The 18,991-nt window shown below is 37.2% G+C and carries 11 protein-coding genes; 10 read left to right on the top strand and 1 reads right to left on the bottom strand.

Annotated features, from left to right (window positions below; all coding sequences use genetic code 11):
- Positions 1–21: 21 nt before the first annotated feature.
- A complete protein-coding gene (glmM, locus tag ACN5J7_RS10210) occupies positions 22–1,410 on the bottom strand; it encodes a phosphoglucosamine mutase (RefSeq protein WP_418603803.1) in 1,389 nt (462 codons plus the stop codon).
- Positions 1,411–1,491: 81 nt separating this feature from the next.
- Between glmM and ACN5J7_RS10205 the strand changes: the two genes are divergently transcribed.
- The 10 genes from ACN5J7_RS10205 (at position 1,492) to ACN5J7_RS10160 (ending at position 18,966) form a co-directional block, all read left to right on the top strand.
- Complete coding sequence (locus ACN5J7_RS10205; RefSeq protein WP_418603802.1) at positions 1,492–2,088, top strand: ACP phosphodiesterase; 597 nt, start codon at positions 1,492–1,494, stop codon at positions 2,086–2,088.
- A complete protein-coding gene (ggt, locus tag ACN5J7_RS10200; protein WP_418603801.1) occupies positions 2,085–3,788 on the top strand; it encodes a gamma-glutamyltransferase in 1,704 nt (567 codons plus the stop codon). Before ACN5J7_RS10205 ends, ggt begins: the two co-directional genes overlap by 4 nt.
- Before the next feature lie 88 nt (positions 3,789–3,876).
- Complete coding sequence (locus tag ACN5J7_RS10195) at positions 3,877–4,605, top strand: hypothetical protein (RefSeq protein WP_418603800.1); 729 nt, start codon at positions 3,877–3,879, stop codon at positions 4,603–4,605.
- Positions 4,606–4,789: 184 nt separating this feature from the next.
- On the top strand, positions 4,790–8,053 hold the full coding sequence (locus tag ACN5J7_RS10190) for a VCBS repeat-containing protein (RefSeq protein ID WP_418603799.1): 3,264 nt from the start codon (positions 4,790–4,792) through the stop codon (positions 8,051–8,053).
- Between the two features lie 13 nt (positions 8,054–8,066).
- Positions 8,067–9,401 (top strand): vanadium-dependent haloperoxidase, encoded by a 1,335-nt coding sequence (locus ACN5J7_RS10185; protein ID WP_418603798.1) that lies wholly within the window; start codon positions 8,067–8,069, stop codon positions 9,399–9,401.
- A 121-nt stretch (positions 9,402–9,522) separates the two neighbouring features.
- Positions 9,523–12,354, top strand: a complete 2,832-nt coding sequence (gene uvrA, locus ACN5J7_RS10180) for an excinuclease ABC subunit UvrA (RefSeq protein WP_418603797.1) — start codon at positions 9,523–9,525, stop codon at positions 12,352–12,354.
- A gap of 92 nt (positions 12,355–12,446) precedes the next feature.
- Complete coding sequence (locus tag ACN5J7_RS10175; RefSeq protein ID WP_311938561.1) at positions 12,447–12,614, top strand: lmo0937 family membrane protein; 168 nt, start codon at positions 12,447–12,449, stop codon at positions 12,612–12,614.
- Between the two features lie 142 nt (positions 12,615–12,756).
- Complete coding sequence (locus ACN5J7_RS10170) at positions 12,757–13,446, top strand: TIGR00730 family Rossman fold protein (RefSeq protein WP_311938564.1); 690 nt, start codon at positions 12,757–12,759, stop codon at positions 13,444–13,446.
- Between the two features lie 133 nt (positions 13,447–13,579).
- Positions 13,580–16,384 carry a metalloprotease gene (locus ACN5J7_RS10165; protein ID WP_418603796.1) on the top strand — a complete coding sequence of 935 codons (2,805 nt, stop codon included), beginning with the start codon at positions 13,580–13,582 and terminating at the stop codon, positions 16,382–16,384.
- 170 nt (positions 16,385–16,554) lie between these two features.
- The gene (locus ACN5J7_RS10160; RefSeq protein WP_418603795.1) at positions 16,555–18,966 is read left to right on the top strand and encodes an alpha-ketoacid dehydrogenase subunit alpha/beta; all 2,412 of its coding nucleotides are present in this window, start codon (positions 16,555–16,557) and stop codon (positions 18,964–18,966) included.
- The last annotated feature ends 25 nt before the right edge of the window (positions 18,967–18,991 follow it).

Genomic DNA, 18,991 nt, shown 5'->3' with positions numbered 1-18,991 from the left:
AAAGATTAATTATTTCATCGACTAACCTTTAGCGATCTCACCAATCTCCTCAATAAATTTATCGGCTAATCCATCGGCTTCTTCTTGCGATTTTGCTTCGGTATAAATTCTAATAATAGGTTCGGTGTTGCTTTTGCGCAGGTGTGCCCAACTTTCAGCAAAATCAATCTTTACGCCATCAATAGTGGTTAATTGCTCGTTTTGGTATCGACTTTCTATCGTTTTTAAAATACCGTCAACATCCAATCCTGGAGTTAACTGTATTTTCTTTTTACTCATAAAATAATTAGGATAGGTTTTACGCAATGCGCTCACACTTATTTTCCTTTCGGCCAGTAAACTTAAAAATAAAGCCACTCCAACCAAAGCATCGCGCCCGTAGTGTGAGTCAGGATAAATAATACCACCATTGCCTTCGCCACCAATAACCACATTGTTTTTTTTCATCAACTTAACCACATTCACTTCGCCAACGGCACTCGCTTCATAGGTGCCTCCATATTTTTCGGTAATATCGCGTAAAGCTCGGGTAGAGCTCATATTGCTTACCGTATTCCCTGGGGTTTTACTCAACACGTAATCGGCACAAGCCACAAGCGTATATTCTTCACCAAACATATTTCCGTTTTCATCCATAAAGGCCAATCGGTCCACATCGGGGTCTACCACAATTCCAAAATCCGCATTTTCTTCAACTACTTTTTTTGATAAATCCCCCAAGTGTTCTTTTAAAGGTTCTGGATTGTGAGGAAAATGGCCGGTTGGCTCACAAAACAATTTAACAGTATGCACGCCCAATCGCTCTAAAAGCAACGGAATGGCAATACCACCTGTAGAGTTTACGCCATCAACAACCACTTTAAAATTGGCAGCTTCAATAGCTTTTGCGTTTACCAACGGCAACTTTAAAACCTCATCAATATGCAAATCTATATAAGCATCGTTTTTTGTTATTTTCCCTAAGCTGTCCACATCGGAGAATTCCATAGTGTCACTTTCGGCAATTTCTAAAATTTTCGCTCCTTCAACAGCATCCAAAAACTCACCTTTATCATTTAAAAGCTTTAAAGCATTCCATTGTTTTGGGTTGTGGCTTGCTGTTAAAATAATACCGCCATCGGCATGCTCCATAGGAACGGCTATTTCAACGGTCGGGGTTGTCGATAAGCCTAAATCAATCACATGAATGCCCAAACCAACCAAGGTATTCATCACTAAATTCTGAATCATTTCACCGGAAATACGCGCATCTCTGCCCACCACAACACGGTAGTTTTCTTTATTGCGTTGCTGTTTTAACCAAACGCCATAAGCCGATGCAAATTTAACCGCATCAATAGGTGTTAAATTATCGCCTACTTGTCCGCCAATGGTTCCTCGAATTCCTGAAATTGATTTTATTAATGTCATTACCCGTTTTTTATTAAAATTAAATACAAATATACAATTACAAAATGGTAAATGTTAAATCGTAATTCGTAAATTTCGCAAATGAATTACTTAGCGCATATTTATCTTTCGGGTGAAAACGACCTCGTAACCATTGGCAACTTTATGGCAGATGGGATTAAAGGAAAAAAATATAAAAAGTATGCCAAAGATATTCAAATTGGCATTTTATTGCACCGCCACATTGATACCTTTACCGATGCGCACAAAACGGTTAGAAAAAGCACTAAACGGCTGCACAAAAAATACGGACATTATTCGGGTATTATTGTCGATATTTTGTACGATCATTTTCTAGCAAAAAATTGGAGTCGTTATTCCGATATTCCTTTGGAAGACTATGCTAATACGTTTTACGATTCGCTGGAAGAACATTACCATATCCTGCCCATTCGCATTCAAAAAATGATGCCATTTATGATTGCTGACAATTGGCTACTAAATTATGCGTCTGTTGAAGGTATTCAAAGGGTTTTGGAAGGCATGAATAGGCGCACAAAAAACCGTTCGGGAATGGATAAAGCCGTAAATGAATTGGAAGTGTTTTACACCGATTTTGAAGCTGAATTCACTTCTTTTTTTGAAGAACTTATCGAATTTTCCAAACTTAAACTAAAAGAACTAAACAGTAATATATGAAACATTTTATCTCACTTTTTCTGATTGTATTTTTAATTATTTCTTGTAAAAAATCCGGAGCATCGTTAACTGATAAAACTTCAAAGAAAGGTTTAATTACCCAAAAAGCCATGGTGGTTTCCGCACGTGTGGAAGCCTCCAAAATTGGTAGCGATATTCTAAAAAAAGGCGGTAATGCTTTTGATGCTATGGTGGCTACCGAATTAGCTTTGGCGGTTTCCTTTCCCTATGCTGGTAATATTGGCGGTGGCGGTTTTATGGTGTACAGAAAAAATAATGGCGAAATTGGCAGTATTGATTACCGGGAAAAAGCACCGTTGGCCGCAACAAAAGACATGTACTTGGATGCCGATGGTAATGTAATTCCAGAAAAAAGCACTTTGGGCGCTATGGCTGTTGGTGTTCCTGGTACGGTTGCCGGTGTATTTGCTGTACATGAAAAATTAGGTTCGTTACCCATTGAAACTATTTTAAAGCCCGTAATAGATTTGGCCAGAAATGGTGTTGTGGTGACCAAAAGACAGGAAGAAAGAATTAAGTATTTTCAGCCGTATTTTAGAAAGGCAAATAAAGATTCCATTATTTTAGAACAGCCTTGGAAAGAGAACGACACCATAAAATACAATGCTTTAGCAAATACTTTGGAACGTATTTTACAAAATGGCAGAGACGAATTTTACAAAGGTGAAACCGCCAAAAAATTGGCTAATTTCATTCAAGAAAATGGCGGCATTATTACTGAAGAAGATTTAGCAAAATACGAAGCTAAATGGCGCACACCAATTACGTTTGGTTACGACGATTTAAAGGTGATATCCATGTCGCCGCCATCAAGCGGAGGGATTTGTTTGGCGCAAATCATGAAAATGGTTGAGCCTTATCCATTGCATGAGTTTGGGCATAATTCATTAAAATCCATTCAAGTGATTACCGAAGCCGAACGTCGTGCCTATGCCGATAGAAGCTTCTATTTGGGCGACCCAGACTTTGTAAACATTCCGAGTAACACCTTAATTGATGCTGTATATTTAAACGAAAGAATGGATGATTTTTCATTTGAAAAAGCCACAAAATCCAGTGATGTGTCGCATGGCACTATTCAAATTATCGAAAGCAACGAAACCACCCACTATTCTATTGTCGATCAATTTGGCAATGCCATTGCCGCCACAACAACTATAAATGCGGGGTTTGGTTCAAAACTATATTCCGCCGAACTTGGGTTTTTCCTAAACAACGAAATGGACGATTTTAGCAGCAAACCCGGAGTTCCCAATATGTTTGGCGTTACTGGTGGGGAAGCCAATAGCATAGCGCCGCAAAAACGCATGTTGAGTTCGATGACACCGACTATTGTTGAAAAAAACGGCGAATTATTTATGACTTTGGGAACTCCCGGAGGTTCAACTATTATAACTTCCGTTTTGCAAACCATTTTAAATGTACACGAATTTAATATGACCATGCAAGAAGCGGTAAATGCACCTCGATTTCATCACCAATGGTTGCCTGACGAAATTAGGATGGAACCCCATGCTTTTGATGCAGATTTGATTCATCAGCTTAAAAAATTAGGATATATCATTAACGAAAAAGATGCACCCGTAATTGGTAAAGTCGACGGAATCATGGTTTTAGAGGACAAAACGTTAGAGGGTGGTGCAGATCGTCGAGGAGATGATACGGCTGTCGGTTTTTAACATTTTCCCTTCACTTAGTCCCTTATATTTAATAATTTAGTCATCTCATTATCTTTCTTTTAAAGTTAGGTACCAAAGGTTTATTGTTGTGAAGCCCAAATCAAAATCAAAAAAAATATTCAAAATAGTTACGGGGGTTATTATTTTCCTCACCCTACCAAGTATTTTGTTTTTTGGTTTCGTCTTTTTTAAATACAATGAAGATCTTCCAACGGGGATTCAGGGCGAAAAAGCTGATGCTTTGGCTTATAAAATGCTGGAAAGCTTAAATTATGAAGCCTATAAAAACACCAATTATATAGAGTGGACTTTTAAAAAGCGGCACCATTTTGAATGGAAAAAGAGCGAAAACAGATGTGATGTGTTTTGGAAAGAATACCGCGTTAATCTGAACCTTCAAGACTATGCCTTAAGCAAAGTATATGTACATAGTTTTAAAATGAAAGGCGACATGGCGGAAGGGTTAATAGAAGAAGCCATTAAGATTTTTAACAACGATTCGTTTTGGCTTGTTGCACCATACAAAGTGTTTGACGAAGGTGTTGAACGCAGATTGGTAAAATTGGATAACAACGAAGAAGCTCTTTTGGTAACCTACACAACTGGTGGCACAACTCCTGGCGATTCTTATTTATGGCTGTTTGATGAGGCCGGCAAACCGAAAAGCTTTAAAATGTGGACTTCGCTTCTCCCAATTGATGGTTTAGAAGCCACTTGGAGCGATTGGACGACCACCGAAAGTGGCGCCCAATTACCAACATTCCATAAATTGCTGGTTATTGGTATTGAAATGGGTGTTGTAAAAGGGACAATCTAATCGCTATTTTATAGAATTTTATTCCAACAAAGGCATTAACTTATAAACATTGGTTTTTTAATAACCAAACCCCTGCAGCTTCAAATTTACAAGCAAAAAACGTATATTGCTGCGATGTTTTTGCTATGCAGTATTCAGTATCAAGTACAACAAATCAAAGGTTTTAAAATAATGTTTTTCCTAAATGAATAATTTCAAGTTAATAATAGTACTCCTAGGGTTTCTAATGGTATCCTGTAATCAAAAAAAAGACCCATTGTTTATTAGTTCCGCATCGCAAAATACGGGACTCAACTTTAAAAACACCATTACCGAAACCAACGATTTAAACATTTTAGATTACATCTATTTTTACAACGGCGGCGGTGTTGCCATTGGAGATATAAACAATGATGGCTTACAAGATATTTTCTTGTCCGGTAATCAAGTAAAAAACAAACTATACCTAAATAAAGGAAACCTTCAGTTTGAAGATATTACGGATAAAGCCAATGTTGGCGGTAACAGCTCTTGGAATACAGGTGCCATTATGGGCGATGTTAATGGCGACGGTCTTTTAGATATCTACGTTTGTGCGGTTGTGGGCTTAAACGGTTTTAACGGGCATAACGAACTTTACATTAACAATGGCGACGAAACTTTTACCGAAAAGGCAGCCCAGTACAAACTCGATTTTCAATCTTACAGCACTTCTGCAGCGTTTTTGGATTATGATTTAGATGGGGATTTAGACCTCTATCTTTTAAACCATGCGGTACACACTGACGATTCGTACAAAGGGGTTAGCATACGCCAAAAAAGAAATGATAAAACAGGCGATAAACTGCTGCGAAATGATGGCGGGACCTTTACCGATGTAAGCGAAATTACCGGTATTATTGGAAGTATTAGCGGTTACGGTTTAGGTGTTAGCATTGCCGATTTTAATCAGGATGCTTATCCAGATATTTATGTTGGCAATGATTTTTATGAAGATGATTACTATTATTTGAATAATGGCGATGGTACTTTTTCCGAGAAATTAAGAGAGTATTTTGGGCATGCCAGTAGGTTTTCCATGGGAAATGATGCGGCAGATATAAACCATGATGGTTGGCCAGACCTCATGTCGTTGGATATGTTGCCCGAAGACGAAGTGGTTTTAAAATCCTCGCAAGGCGATGATAACGTGCAAACGCAAAACGTTAGAAAACTTATGTTTGGTTATCATTATCAATTTACACGAAATATGCTGCATGTAAATCAGCAAAATTCAAACTATTTGGAAACCGGATTGTTAAGCGGTGTTGCCGCAACCGATTGGAGCTGGAGTTGTCTTTTTGCAGATTTTAACCAAGATGGAATGCAAGATATTTTTGTAACCAACGGCATTTTAAAACGTCCCAACGATTTAGATTTTACCAACTTCTTTTCAAACGATAAAATCCAGAACAATATAAACGATTCCAAATTAATGAATCAGGAAGCTTTGGACGCCATGCCTTCTGGAAAAGTTGGCAATTACATGTTTAAAGGCAGTGAAAACTTAATGTTCAAAGATGTTTCCGATCAATGGATTCCCGATGAAAAATTGGTCTCAGGGGCAACCGCTTTGGCAGATTTGGACAACGATGGCGATTTGGATATTGTGGTAAGTAATCTTAATGAAAAAGTTTCGCTTTACGTTAACCAAACTAATAATCAGCCAATAAACAAAACCAATTACCTCAAAATAAAATTTAATTATACCAACCCAAACGCTTTTGGTATTGGCACCAAGGTTTTCGCATATCACCAGGGCAAACTTCAGTATAAAGAACTATACACGGCTAGAGGTTTTCAATCCTCGTCCGAACCCATTGTTCATTTTGGTTTTGATACGATTAAAAACATAGATTCCTTAAAAATAATATGGCCCAATAAAACGAGCCAAACCATTAAAAATGTGGCGTTGAACCAGACCTTAACCATAAAACCTAGCGGAACAACACCTTTTGATTACAAGTCGCTTTTAAATAATCAAAAAAAACTGTTTAAAAAATTAGATGATAATTTAGGCATTGATTTTACACATGTTGAAGACAAATATCTCGATTTTAACCGACAGAAGCTTATTCCGTACCGCGTTTCCGATCGAGGGCCAGCGGTTGCCGTTGGAGATTTAAATAACGATGGAAAAGAAGATGTTTATTTTGGCGGCTCAAAACAAAAAGCATCGAAAGTGTTTTTTCAAACCGATACTGCCTTTGCCGAAAAAAGAATAAATACTGTGGCTAACGATTCAATAAAAGAGGATGTTGCGGCTATTATTGCCGATTTTAATAACGATGGGAAAAACGATATCATTATTGGATCTGGCGGTGGCGATTATTCAAATAAAACCAAACCACTGCTCGATAGTTACTTTTTACAAAATAATAATGATTTTATAAGTGAAACGTTTCCTGAATTTTACGAAAATGCTTCGGTAATAATTGCAAATGATTTTGATAATGATGGCGATTTGGATGTTTTTATCGGGAGCAATGCCGTGTCAAACGATTTTGGAAGTATTCCCAATTCTTATATTTTAAAAAATGAAAACGGCAATTTTTCAATAGTTGAAAATGAAGCCCTACAAAAAGCCGGAATGATTACCGATGCCGTTTGGGATGACTATAATAATGATGGTCAAGTTGATTTAATTGTTGTTGGCGAATGGATGGCACCAAAATTCTTTAAAAACAATAATGGCGTTTTTACCGAAGAACAGCTTATTGATTCTAGCTTAAATGGACTTTGGCGACAAATTATACCTTTTGATATTGATAATGATGGCGACACAGATTACCTTTTAGGAAATTGGGGCACCAACTCAAAATTTAAAGCTTCTCCCGAACACCCTATGCGTATGTATCACGCCGATTTTGATGGTAACGGGCGCACTGAAACCATATTGTGCACATACCGAAATGGCGCATATTATCCGCTATTGGGTCTGGATGAACTTGCGGGCCAACTGGTTAAATTGCATAAAATATTTACGGCTTACAAAGATTTTGCCGGTCAACCAATTGAGGCTATTTTAGGTAAAAAAAATCTTGAAAAAGCCACTGTTTTGGAGGTTGACGAGCTTAAATCGGGTTACCTAAAAAACGAAAACAATCGCTTTACGTTCGTGCCTTTTAAAAATGAATTGCAAGTATCGCCCATAACATCATTTTTAAGTTACGATTTTGATTCCGATGGACAAGATGAAGTTTTGGCTGCAGGAAATTATTTTGGTGTTACACCCTTTCATGGTAAATTCGATGCCTTCCCGGGTGCACTCATTAAAAATGAAAATGACATGGTTTTAGGCAATAAAATAGGACTCGATTTCAGCGATAAAGCCATAAAAGGTTTAAACATCATTCATTTGGATGAAAAACCGTATTTGTTAGTCACAATCAATAACAGTAAGGCTCAGGTTTACCAACTTTTAAAATAGCTTTTTATAAAATATGAAATTAAAAAAAGTATCAGTATTACTGCTTTCATTGGGTATATGCGTTACTTCGTGCAAAGACAGCGCAGAGCCTATAATCATAACACCCAACCATTTTCATGCTTCGGTAGATAAGGTTATCGAAGTTATGGTACACGATATATTTTCACCGCCCGTGGCTAGTCGAATATTTGCTTACCCCAATATTGCGGCTTACGAAATTATGGCTCAAAACGATAGCACATATCAGTCGCTCAAAGGGCAGATTACTCATTTAAAAGACATTCCCAAGCCCGACGATTCGAAAACAATTAATTATCCATTAGCTGCATTAATGACGCATATTGAAGTTAGTAAACGGTTGATTTTTTCCGAACAACGCATCGAAGCCTTTCGTGATAGCTTATACCACATTTGGGAAACTAAAAATAAAACGGAGTTTGACGCATCAAAAAACTACGCTTTACAGATCTCTAACTTTATTACAGATTGGTTGAATGGCGACAATTACAACCAAACCCGAACCATGAACAAATTCGACCTTGACCCCAATAACGAAGCGCGCTGGCAACCCACGCCACCTGCTTATATGGACGGTTTAGAACCACATTGGGGCAAAATACGTCCGTTTGTTATAGATTCAGCTTCACAGTACAGACCGGTTCCGCCACCTCCATTTTCAATGGATGAAGATTCAAATTTCTATAAAGAACTCAAGGAAGTTTACGACATCAGTAATAAAATAACTGAAGATGGCGATGAATCCGAAGAAGTATTAATAGCCCGATTTTGGGATTGCAACCCCTACGTTTCGGTAACCCGTGGTCATTTAATGTTTGCTGTAAAAAAAATCACTCCGGGCGCCCATTGGATTGGTATCACAAAAATTGCCTGTAAAACCGAAGATGCCGATTTTAACCGTACCGTTTTTGCCTATACAAAAACCTCTATAGCCATTGCCGATGCCTTTATTAGCTGTTGGGACGAAAAGTACCGAAGTAACTTGGTGCGCCCCGAAACGCTGATTAACAAATATTGGGACGACGATTGGAAACCCATTTTACAAACTCCGCCATTTCCGGAATACACGAGCGGACATTCGGTAGTTTCCGGTGCTGCATCAACGGTGTTGACAGCCATTTTTGGAGACGATTTTAGCTTTTTAGACGATACAGAAACTGCTTATGGCCTGCCAATCCGTCCGTTTCCTTCCTTTAATGTCGCCGCTCAAGAAGCCGCTATAAGTAGGATGTATGGCGGTATTCACTATAGAGCTGCTGTAGAAGTGGGCATAGGTCAAGGCATAAAAATTGGTGATTTGGTAAACGCCCGATTACAGATGAAAAATTAGAATTTTTTTTTAGTTATGTATTCGGATTAAGGCAAATATCTAATTCCAAATCTTAATACTCTAAATAAAACTTCACAAGATTTTAACATCTAAAATCGTATCTTTGCAACTTTGCATTTCTATGACCAATTTCGAAGAATCTATTGAAGTAAAAGGCGCACGCGTTCACAATCTTAAAAACATTGATGTGTCCATTCCACGTGAACAACTCGTAGTTATTACGGGTTTGTCCGGTAGCGGAAAATCATCTTTAGCTTTCGATACCATTTATGCCGAAGGGCAACGCCGTTACATTGAAACCTTTTCGGCCTATGCCAGACAATTTTTAGGAGGACTGGAACGACCGGATGTGGATAAAATTGATGGCCTATCCCCCGTTATTGCCATAGAGCAAAAAACAACTAGCAAGTCGCCACGCTCTACCGTTGGCACCATTACCGAGATTTACGACTTTTTGCGCTTACTTTTTGCGCGTGCCAGTGATGCCTATAGCTACAACACGGGCGACAAAATGGTAAGTTATAACGACGAGCAAATTAAAGAACTCATCATTAGTGATTTTAGCGGAAAACGCATCAATATTCTCGCTCCGGTTGTACGTTCCCGTAAAGGGCATTATCGCGAATTATTCGAGCAAATTGGCAAACAAGGCTTTGTAAAGGTGCGAACCGATGGCGAAATTCGGGATATTGTTAAGGGCATGAAACTCGATCGTTACAAAACCCACGATATTGAGATTGTTATCGACAGATTGGTTATTGACCAAACCGTAGATAACGACAAACGACTTACCGAAACCATAAACACGGCCATGTACCATGGCGACGATGTGCTTTTGGTTATCGACCAAGATACTCAAGAAGCGCGCTATTTTAGTCGAAATTTAATGTGCCCATCATCCGGGATTTCATATCCAAATCCAGAGCCAAATAATTTTTCTTTCAACTCGCCAAAAGGCGCCTGTTCAAATTGTAATGGTATTGGGGAGCTGTATCAAGTTAACGAAGGCAAAATTATTCCAGACGATTCGCTGTCCATAAAAAGCGGTGCATTAGCGCCTCATGGCCCAGAAAAAAACTCATGGATTTTCAAGCAATTTGAAACCATTGCGCAACGTTTCGACTTTAAATTAACCGACGCTTTTAAAACTATTCCCGAAGAAGCCAAACACATGATTCTGTACGGTGGCAACGAAAAATTTTCAGTTGAAAGTAAAACTTTGGGCGTTACTCGCGATTATAAAATAGATTTTGAAGGTGTTGCAAACTTTATTGAAAACCAATACAAAACGGCCGAATCGCGGTCTCTAAAACGTTGGGCAAAAGATTATATGGATAAGATTAAATGTCCAGTTTGCGAAGGTTCTCGATTGAAAAAAGAGTCGCTTTACTTCAAAATAAACAATAAAAACATAGCAGAACTTGCCAATAAGGATATTGTGGAATTAGCCGATTGGTTTAACGATTTGCACAATCACCTATCGGAAAAACAATTAAAAATAGCCGAAGAAGTTGTCAAGGAAATTAAATCGCGACTTCAATTTCTGTTGGATGTTGGCTTAGATTATTTAGCCTTAAATAGAAGCTCAAAATCACTTTCAGGAGGCGAGGCACAACGCATTCGGTTGGCTACCCAAATAGGCTCACAATTGGTTGGTGTGCTCTATATTTTAGACGAACCAAGTATAGGATTGCATCAGCGCGATAACGAAAAACTCATCAATTCATTAATCGCGTTACGTGATATTGGGAACTCCATCATAGTGGTTGAACACGACAAGGATATGATTGAGCGATCGGATTACGTAATTGATATTGGTCCAAAAGCAGGGAAATATGGTGGCGAAATAATCAGTATTGGAAATCCGGACGAATTAAAAGCGCACGATACGCTTACTGCCGATTATTTAAACGGCAACAAAGAAATTGAAATCCCCAAAAAGCGCAGACAAGGAAATGGTAAATTTTTAGAGCTTAAAGGCTGTACCGGGAATAACTTGAAAAATGTTTCGGTTAAGTTACCTTTGGGGAAAATGATTGGCGTTACAGGTGTTTCCGGTAGTGGAAAATCGACGTTAATCAACGAAACGCTCTACCCTATTTTAAATGCGCATTACTTTAATGGCGTTAAAAAACCCATGCCCTATAAAAGCATTAAAGGCTTGGAACATATTGATAAGGTTATCGATATTAACCAATCCCCAATTGGGCGAACACCGCGAAGCAATCCCGTAACCTACACCGGAACGTTTAGCGAAATTAGGGCCTTATACGCTAAAATTCCCGAAGCGATGATTCGTGGCTACAAAGCGGGTCGTTTTAGTTTTAACGTCGCTGGCGGACGTTGTGAAACTTGTAAAGGCGGTGGATTGCGAGTGATAGAAATGAATTTTCTTCCCGATGTTTATGTCGAGTGCGAAACCTGTCAGGGCAAACGCTTTAACCGTGAAACCTTGGAAATCCGTTACAAAGGAAAATCGATTAGTGATGTTTTAAACATGACGATTAACGAAGCGGTTTCATTTTTCGAGCATATCCCAAAAATTAGCAGAAAACTTAAAACCATAAAGGATGTTGGCCTGGGCTATATCACATTGGGGCAACAAAGCACAACTCTTTCCGGTGGCGAAGCACAGCGTATAAAACTTGCTACCGAATTAAGCAAACGCGATACGGGTAACACCTTTTATATTTTAGACGAACCTACTACCGGTCTTCATTTTGAAGACATTAGAGTACTCATGATTGTGCTCAACAAACTCGTAAACAAAGGCAATACAGTCTTGATAATTGAACATAATTTAGATGTTATTAAAACAGTTGATCACATCATTGATATTGGCTACGAAGGCGGAAAAGGTGGCGGACAAATCATTGTTGAAGGGTCACCCGAAGACATTATTAAACATAAAAAAAGCTATACGGCTAAGTTTCTTAAAAAAGAATTACAGTAGGTTTTTCATTTTAAAAAGTTAGAATTTATCATCTTTTTTAAATCTCAAATTTCTTTTTTGTATATTTAATTGCTAACACTAAAACAATTATTATGAGAAGTTTACTTTGGCTAGTGGCCGTAATTTGTATTATAGTCTGGATTTTGGGCTTTTTTGGTATTGTTCAAGGAATAGGGACAGGCAGTTTAATTCACATTCTTTTGGTTATTGCAATTATCGCAATACTGTACAACATCATTTCTGGTCGAAAACCATTGTAGAAATATTATCTGATTTAAAAAAGCAAACCATATGGTTTGCTTTTTTTATGTTTATATTCCTTATATCTCCTATTTTCAATTAAATTTGCGAACTTGCAACTTGGCTTTTTAAAAGCATTTTAAAACAAACTATAAATATTATATGAGAAAAGAAAAACACCATAAAGGCTGGAACGAAATTAAGACTAACGATTCATGGGCTATTTTTAAAATCATGGGCGAGTTTGTTAATGGTTATGAAAAACTTAGCAAAATTGGACCATGTATATCCATATTCGGGTCTGCCCGAACAAAACCAGACAATAAATATTACAAACTGGCAGAAAGCATTGCCAAAAGCATTGTAGAAGCTGGTTACGGTGTTATAACCGGTGGTGGCCCGGGCATTATGGAAGCAGGCAATAAAGGGGCACATTTAGGCGGTGGCACTTCCGTAGGATTAAATATTGATTTGCCTTTTGAGCAACACGATAACCCGTATATAGACCCTGATAAAAGCTTGGATTTTGATTATTTCTTTGTGCGCAAGGTTATGTTTGTAAAATACTCCCAAGGCTTTGTGGTTATGCCTGGTGGTTTTGGTACCTTAGATGAACTTTTCGAAGCCATTACACTCATACAAACCCACAAAATTGAAAAATTTCCTATTATTTTAGTAAGCACAGAATTTTGGGAGGGCATTTTAGAGTGGATAAAAACAACCTTATTGGATAAATTTCATAATATTTCTGCTGAAGACTTGGACTTAATTCATTTAGTAGATACCGAAGAAGAAATAATTGAAATATTGGACGCTTTTTATAAAGAAACCGATTTAAAGCCCAATTTCTAGCCACCAAACACCTTATAACCTAAAGGCTTAACCGCTATCCAAACCCTATAATTTTATTATATTGCGACGCCTTATATTATTAACCTTATTAATGTTATAAAATAAATTGAAGTTACGCTTGTTTTTCTGTTTAATGCTTGTCTTTATAAGCAGCTCTCTTTTTGGTCAAAATAAAATTGACCTAAAAGCAGATTTTGATATTGAAAACAGAAAAATTACCATATCGCAAACCATTCAATATAAAAATACCTCGGCAGATGAACTTCAATCCATTTATTTAAACGATTGGAACAATAGCTATTCCACCAAAAAAACACCACTTGCTATTCGTTTTGCCGAAGAATACAACAATCAATTTCATTTGGCAAAAAATGAAGATCGAGGTTACTCGGTTATCACTTCAATAAAACAAAATGGCGAACCTTTAAATTTTAGTCAGCTAAAAAACCAAATAGATGTTATTAAGGTCGACTTAAAAACACCTTTAAAACCCAATGAATCTTATACCATTCATTTGGAATATATCGTAAAAATCCCAAACGATAAGTTTACAAATTATGGGATATCAGAATTGGGCGATTTAAGCCTCAGGTATTGGTATATTACACCTGCTGTTTATAATGGCGCATGGCAATACTATAGCAATAAAAATTTAGATGATTTATTTATTCCAAAAGCCGATTTAAATTTAGAAATCAGTTACCCAAATGGCTACACCATCACTTCAGAATTAAATTTAAGTGAAGTTGTTCAAAATACTAAAAAACAAATAGTTACGCTAAGCGGAAATAATAGAGTTGACAACCGGTTGTTTTTAAATAAAGTTTCAGATTTTGAAACAATTCAAACTCAGGGATTGTCATTGATAACAAATATAAAAAATGGTGAATTGGATGTTTTAGACAAGGTTTTAATAACAGAAAAAGTTACAAAATTCCTTTTGAATAATTTTGGTGATTATCCGCACGAAAAACTACTGTTAACCGATATTGATTACAATAAAGATCCTATTTATGGTTTAAATTTTCTGCCAAGTTTTATTAAACTTTATCCAAATCATTTTCAATACGAATTAAAACTCTTAAAAGTTGCCATTCACAATTATTTGGAAAACACCTTGCTAATAAACCCACGAAAAGACCAATGGCTGTTTGATGGCATACAGATTTATTATTTAATGAATTATGTAGAAGCCCATTATCCAAACATGAAATTTCTGGGGTCATTAGCCGACTTTTGGGGCGTTAGGTCGTTTCATGCCGCAAACATGACTTTTAATGATAAATACATTTTTGCGTTTATGACGATGGCAAGAACAAACAGGGACCAGCCGTTAACCATGGCCAAAGACTCTTTGCTTAAATTCAACTCCAGCATAGCAAACAAATATAAAGCTGGTGCTGGTCTTAAATATCTTGACGATTTTATTAACGCCGATGTTTTAGAAACCACTATAAAATCGTTTTTAGAGCAAAACAAGCTAAAACAAACATCGCCAAAAGCTTTTGAAGCTTATTTAAAAACACAAACAACGAAAAATATTGATTGGTTTTTTACTGACTACATACACACGCGTGCTAAAATTGATTTCAAAATTAAAAACGTTAATAGAACGGAGGATTCAATTACCTTGACCATAAAGAATAAGCGTAATAATAGCATGCCCATTTCTTTATATACTTTGAATAACGACAGCATCATTTCAAAATCTTGGATAGAAAATGTTACCAAAAGCAAAACCCTTACCATACCGCGAAACGATGCCAACAAGTTGGTTTTAAATTACAATCAAGTGATTCCCGAACATAATTTAAGGGATAATTGGAAATCGTTAAAAGGATTTTTCTTCAACAATAAACCCTTCCAATTTAGGCTTTTTAAGGATATTGAAGACCCCAATTACAACCAAGTCTTTTTTATGCCCTTGGCTGAGTTTAACAACATTTACGACGGATTTACTTTTGGTGTAAAGGCATACAATACCACATTGCTCAGAAAAAATTTCAATTACAGGATTCAACCGCGGTATGCTTTAAAATCAAAATCACTAACAGGTTCGGCGTCGGCATCGGTAACGCACTATTTGCAAAACAGCAATCTATATTCCATAAATTACGGTATTCGTGGCGGCTACTCATCGTATGCCAACGATTTGTTTGTTAGAAAAATAATTCCGTCCGTTACCTTATTATTCAGAAATGACGACGATTTTCGTTCAAACAAAAGGCAACGCCTAAAGTTTAGGTATTTGGCTATAAATCGCGATGAAGATGTCAATAATATCTTAAACACCACCGAACCCAATTACAATATTTTTAATGCTAATTATTTAAACTCTAATGACAATCTTATAAATTTCAGCAAATGGTCTACCGATTTACAAATAGCCAAAACATTTAGCAAAGTTTCGTTTAATTACGAATACCGAAAATTATTTGAAAGCAACAGGCAGTTAAATTTACGTTTTTACACCGGTGCCTTTTTAAGCAACAAAACCGATATAACTTCTGATTATTTTAGTTTCGCACTTGATAGACCAACCGATTATTTATTTGATTACAATTATTTAGGGCGCTCTGAGGCCAGCGGTATATTTAGCCAACAATACATTACGGCCGAAGGTGGTTTTAAATCCAAATTGGAAACACCTTTTGCAAATCAGTGGATTAGCACGGTAAATGCCAGCACAACACTTTGGAAATATGTTTTGGTTTACAGCGATATTGGCTTAGTTAAAAACAAATTTAATGATCCAAAATTTGTTTACGATTCCGGCATTAGAATTAATTTGGTCACCGATTACTTCGAAATTTATTTCCCCATATACTCCAACCTTGGTTGGGAAATTGGACAACCACACTACGATCAAAAAATAAGATTTAAGTTTACGGTAGACCCACAATCGCTTTTAGGGCTATTCAGAAGACGTTGGTATTAATTTGTTTGATTTTTTGAGTTATTTTTAGTAAATCGACATTTTTTTTGAGTTATTAATAATTCAAAAAGAATATTATGCGAATTTATAAGAATTACTCAATTTGATTATACATATAATAATTGCAAAAACAACAAATTTTAGCTACTTTTGCAAAAGTAAAACCCTAACCAATGCAAATAATCCCTGATTTGAAAAACAATATTTCTTTTGATGATTTTAAAACAGAGGTTTTAAATGATTATAGCATTGCCGTAAAAAGTCGAGAATGCAGTTTACTTGGTCGTCGCGAGGTATTAACCGGTAAAGCAAAATTCGGCATTTTTGGCGACGGGAAAGAAGTACCTCAATTGGCCATGGCCAAATCTTTTTTAAAGGGTGACTGGAGGTCTGGGTATTATAGAGACCAAACCTTTATGATGGCTATTGGAGAGCTTACCATCGAGCAATTTTTCGCAGGACTCTACGCCAACACCAATTTGGATTTAGAACCGATGTCTGCTGGTCGCCAAATGGGAGGCCACTTTACAACGCACAGTTTAGATGATAAGGGCAATTGGAAAGATTTAACCAAACAATACAACTCCAGTGCAGACATCTCTCCTACTGCAGGCCAAATGCCACGATTGTTGGGTTTAGCGCAGGCTTCAAAAATATTCAGACAAGTAAAAGGTATTGATACAACCCTTTTTTCCAATAACGGAAATGAGGTAGCTTGGGGAACCATAGGGAATGCGAGTACTAGCGAAGGCTTGTTTTTTGAAACCATTAATGCGGCGGGTGTTTTACAAGTTCCCATGGTTATTAGTATTTGGGACGATGAGTACGGCATTTCAGTACATGCTAGACATCAAACAACAAAGGAAAACATTTCAGAAATTCTAAAAGGATTTCAACGCGATAACGAGCAAAAAGGTTACGAGATTTTACGCGTAAAAGGTTGGGATTATGCCAATTTAATCGAAACTTATCAAGAAGCTTCCACCATTGCCAGAGAAGAGCATGTTCCGGTACTTATTCACGTAACAGAGTTAACGCAACCGCAAGGACATTCTACCTCGGGGTCGCACGAACGCTATAAATCTCCAGAGCGATTGGAATGGGAAAAAAACAACGATTGTAATTTAAAAATGCGCGAGTGGATTATTGAAAGCGGTATCGCCACAAATGAAACGCTTACCGAAATTGAACGCGACATAAAAAAAGAAGTTAGAGAAGCAAAAAAGAATGCGTGGTTAACCTTTTTAAAACCCATTCAAAAAGAGCAAAAAGAATTAATTTCAATATTAAACAATGTTGCTGCTTCTAGTATAAATGGTGTGTTTATCAAACCTATTATTGCCAATTTATCTGCTCTAACAGAACCTGCCAGAAAAGATGTTTTATCCTTAGCCAGACAAGCGTTAAGGCACACTTTGGGTGAGAACAACGAAGCCAAACAACAGCTTGTAAACTGGGTTAACTCTATGTTTGAGACCGTACAGCCTAAGTTTAGTTCGCATTTATATTCTGAATCTGAAAAATCTACGGTGCTTGTTAAGGAAGTAAAACCGACTTTTGATGCAGATACCATTCAAGTTGATGGCCGTATTATTATCCGTGATAATTTTGATGCCATTTTTGAAAGCTATCCCGAAGCCTTAATTTTTGGAGAAGATTCAGGGAATATTGGTGATGTAAATCAAGGATTAGAAGGCCTACAGGAAAAATACGGAGAGCTAAGGGTTGCCGATGTTGGCATTCGCGAAGCTACTATTATTGGTCAAGGTATTGGTATGGCGCTACGCGGTTTAAAGCCGATTGCCGAAATTCAGTACTTAGATTATATACTTTACGCATTAAACGTAATTAGCGATGATTTGGCTACGCTGCATTACAGAACCAAAGGAAAACAAAAAGCACCGTTAATTATAAGAACACGTGGACACCGGCTTGAAGGCATTTGGCATTCGGGTTCGCAAATGGGCGGCATCCTTAATTTGGTTCGTGGCATTCATGTTTTGGTACCAAGAAATATGACTAAAGCAGCTGGTTTTTACAACACGCTTTTACAAGGTGACGACCCCGCTTTAGTGGTTGAATGCCTCAATGGGTATCGATTAAAAGAAAAAATGCCTAATAATTTAAGCGAAATAAAAACACCTATCGGTGTGGTTGAGACCCTAAAAACCGGAACAGACATTACTTTAGTGTCTTACGGCTCCACCCTTCGTATTGTAGAGCAAACGGCAAAAGAATTGCTATCGGTTGGCATTGATGCCGAAGTGATTGATGTGCAATCGCTATTGCCTTTCGATTTAAATCACGACATCGTTAAAAGCATCGCTAAAACCAATCGCGTAATGGTTATAGACGAGGACGTTCCTGGTGGCGCTTCGGCTTATATTTTAAATGAAATATTAAACACTCAAAACGCCTATCAGTATTTAGATGGCCAACCAAAAACCTTAACGGCAAAAGCGCACAGACCCGCTTATGGGAACGACGGTGATTATTTCTCAAAACCATCAGCCGAAGATATTTTTGAAGCCGTTTACGAGGTAATGCACGAAGCCAATCCGGAAAGTTATCCTAAACTCAGATAATTAAAACGCTTTATCATATTAAAAA

It is taken from the genome of Hwangdonia sp., assembly GCF_048381975.1.
In the GTDB taxonomy this organism is placed as follows: domain Bacteria; phylum Bacteroidota; class Bacteroidia; order Flavobacteriales; family Flavobacteriaceae; genus Hwangdonia; species Hwangdonia seohaensis.
This window is presented reverse-complemented; position numbering and strand designations above follow the sequence as displayed.

What these genes read in the sequence shown, in the direction of transcription:
- glmM (WP_418603803.1), bottom strand. Translation starts at nt 1,410, where the DNA reads ATGACATTAATAAAATCAATTTCAGGAATTCGAGGAACCATTGGCGGA.
- ACN5J7_RS10205 (WP_418603802.1), top strand. Translation starts at nt 1,492, where the DNA reads ATGAATTACTTAGCGCATATTTATCTTTCGGGTGAAAACGACCTCGTA.
- ggt (WP_418603801.1), top strand. Translation starts at nt 2,085, where the DNA reads ATGAAACATTTTATCTCACTTTTTCTGATTGTATTTTTAATTATTTCT.
- ACN5J7_RS10190 (WP_418603799.1), top strand. Translation starts at nt 4,790, where the DNA reads ATGAATAATTTCAAGTTAATAATAGTACTCCTAGGGTTTCTAATGGTA.
- ACN5J7_RS10185 (WP_418603798.1), top strand. Translation starts at nt 8,067, where the DNA reads ATGAAATTAAAAAAAGTATCAGTATTACTGCTTTCATTGGGTATATGC.
- uvrA (WP_418603797.1), top strand. Translation starts at nt 9,523, where the DNA reads ATGACCAATTTCGAAGAATCTATTGAAGTAAAAGGCGCACGCGTTCAC.
- ACN5J7_RS10175 (WP_311938561.1), top strand. Translation starts at nt 12,447, where the DNA reads ATGAGAAGTTTACTTTGGCTAGTGGCCGTAATTTGTATTATAGTCTGG.
- ACN5J7_RS10170 (WP_311938564.1), top strand. Translation starts at nt 12,757, where the DNA reads ATGAGAAAAGAAAAACACCATAAAGGCTGGAACGAAATTAAGACTAAC.
- ACN5J7_RS10165 (WP_418603796.1), top strand. Translation starts at nt 13,580, where the DNA reads ATGCTTGTCTTTATAAGCAGCTCTCTTTTTGGTCAAAATAAAATTGAC.
- ACN5J7_RS10160 (WP_418603795.1), top strand. Translation starts at nt 16,555, where the DNA reads ATGCAAATAATCCCTGATTTGAAAAACAATATTTCTTTTGATGATTTT.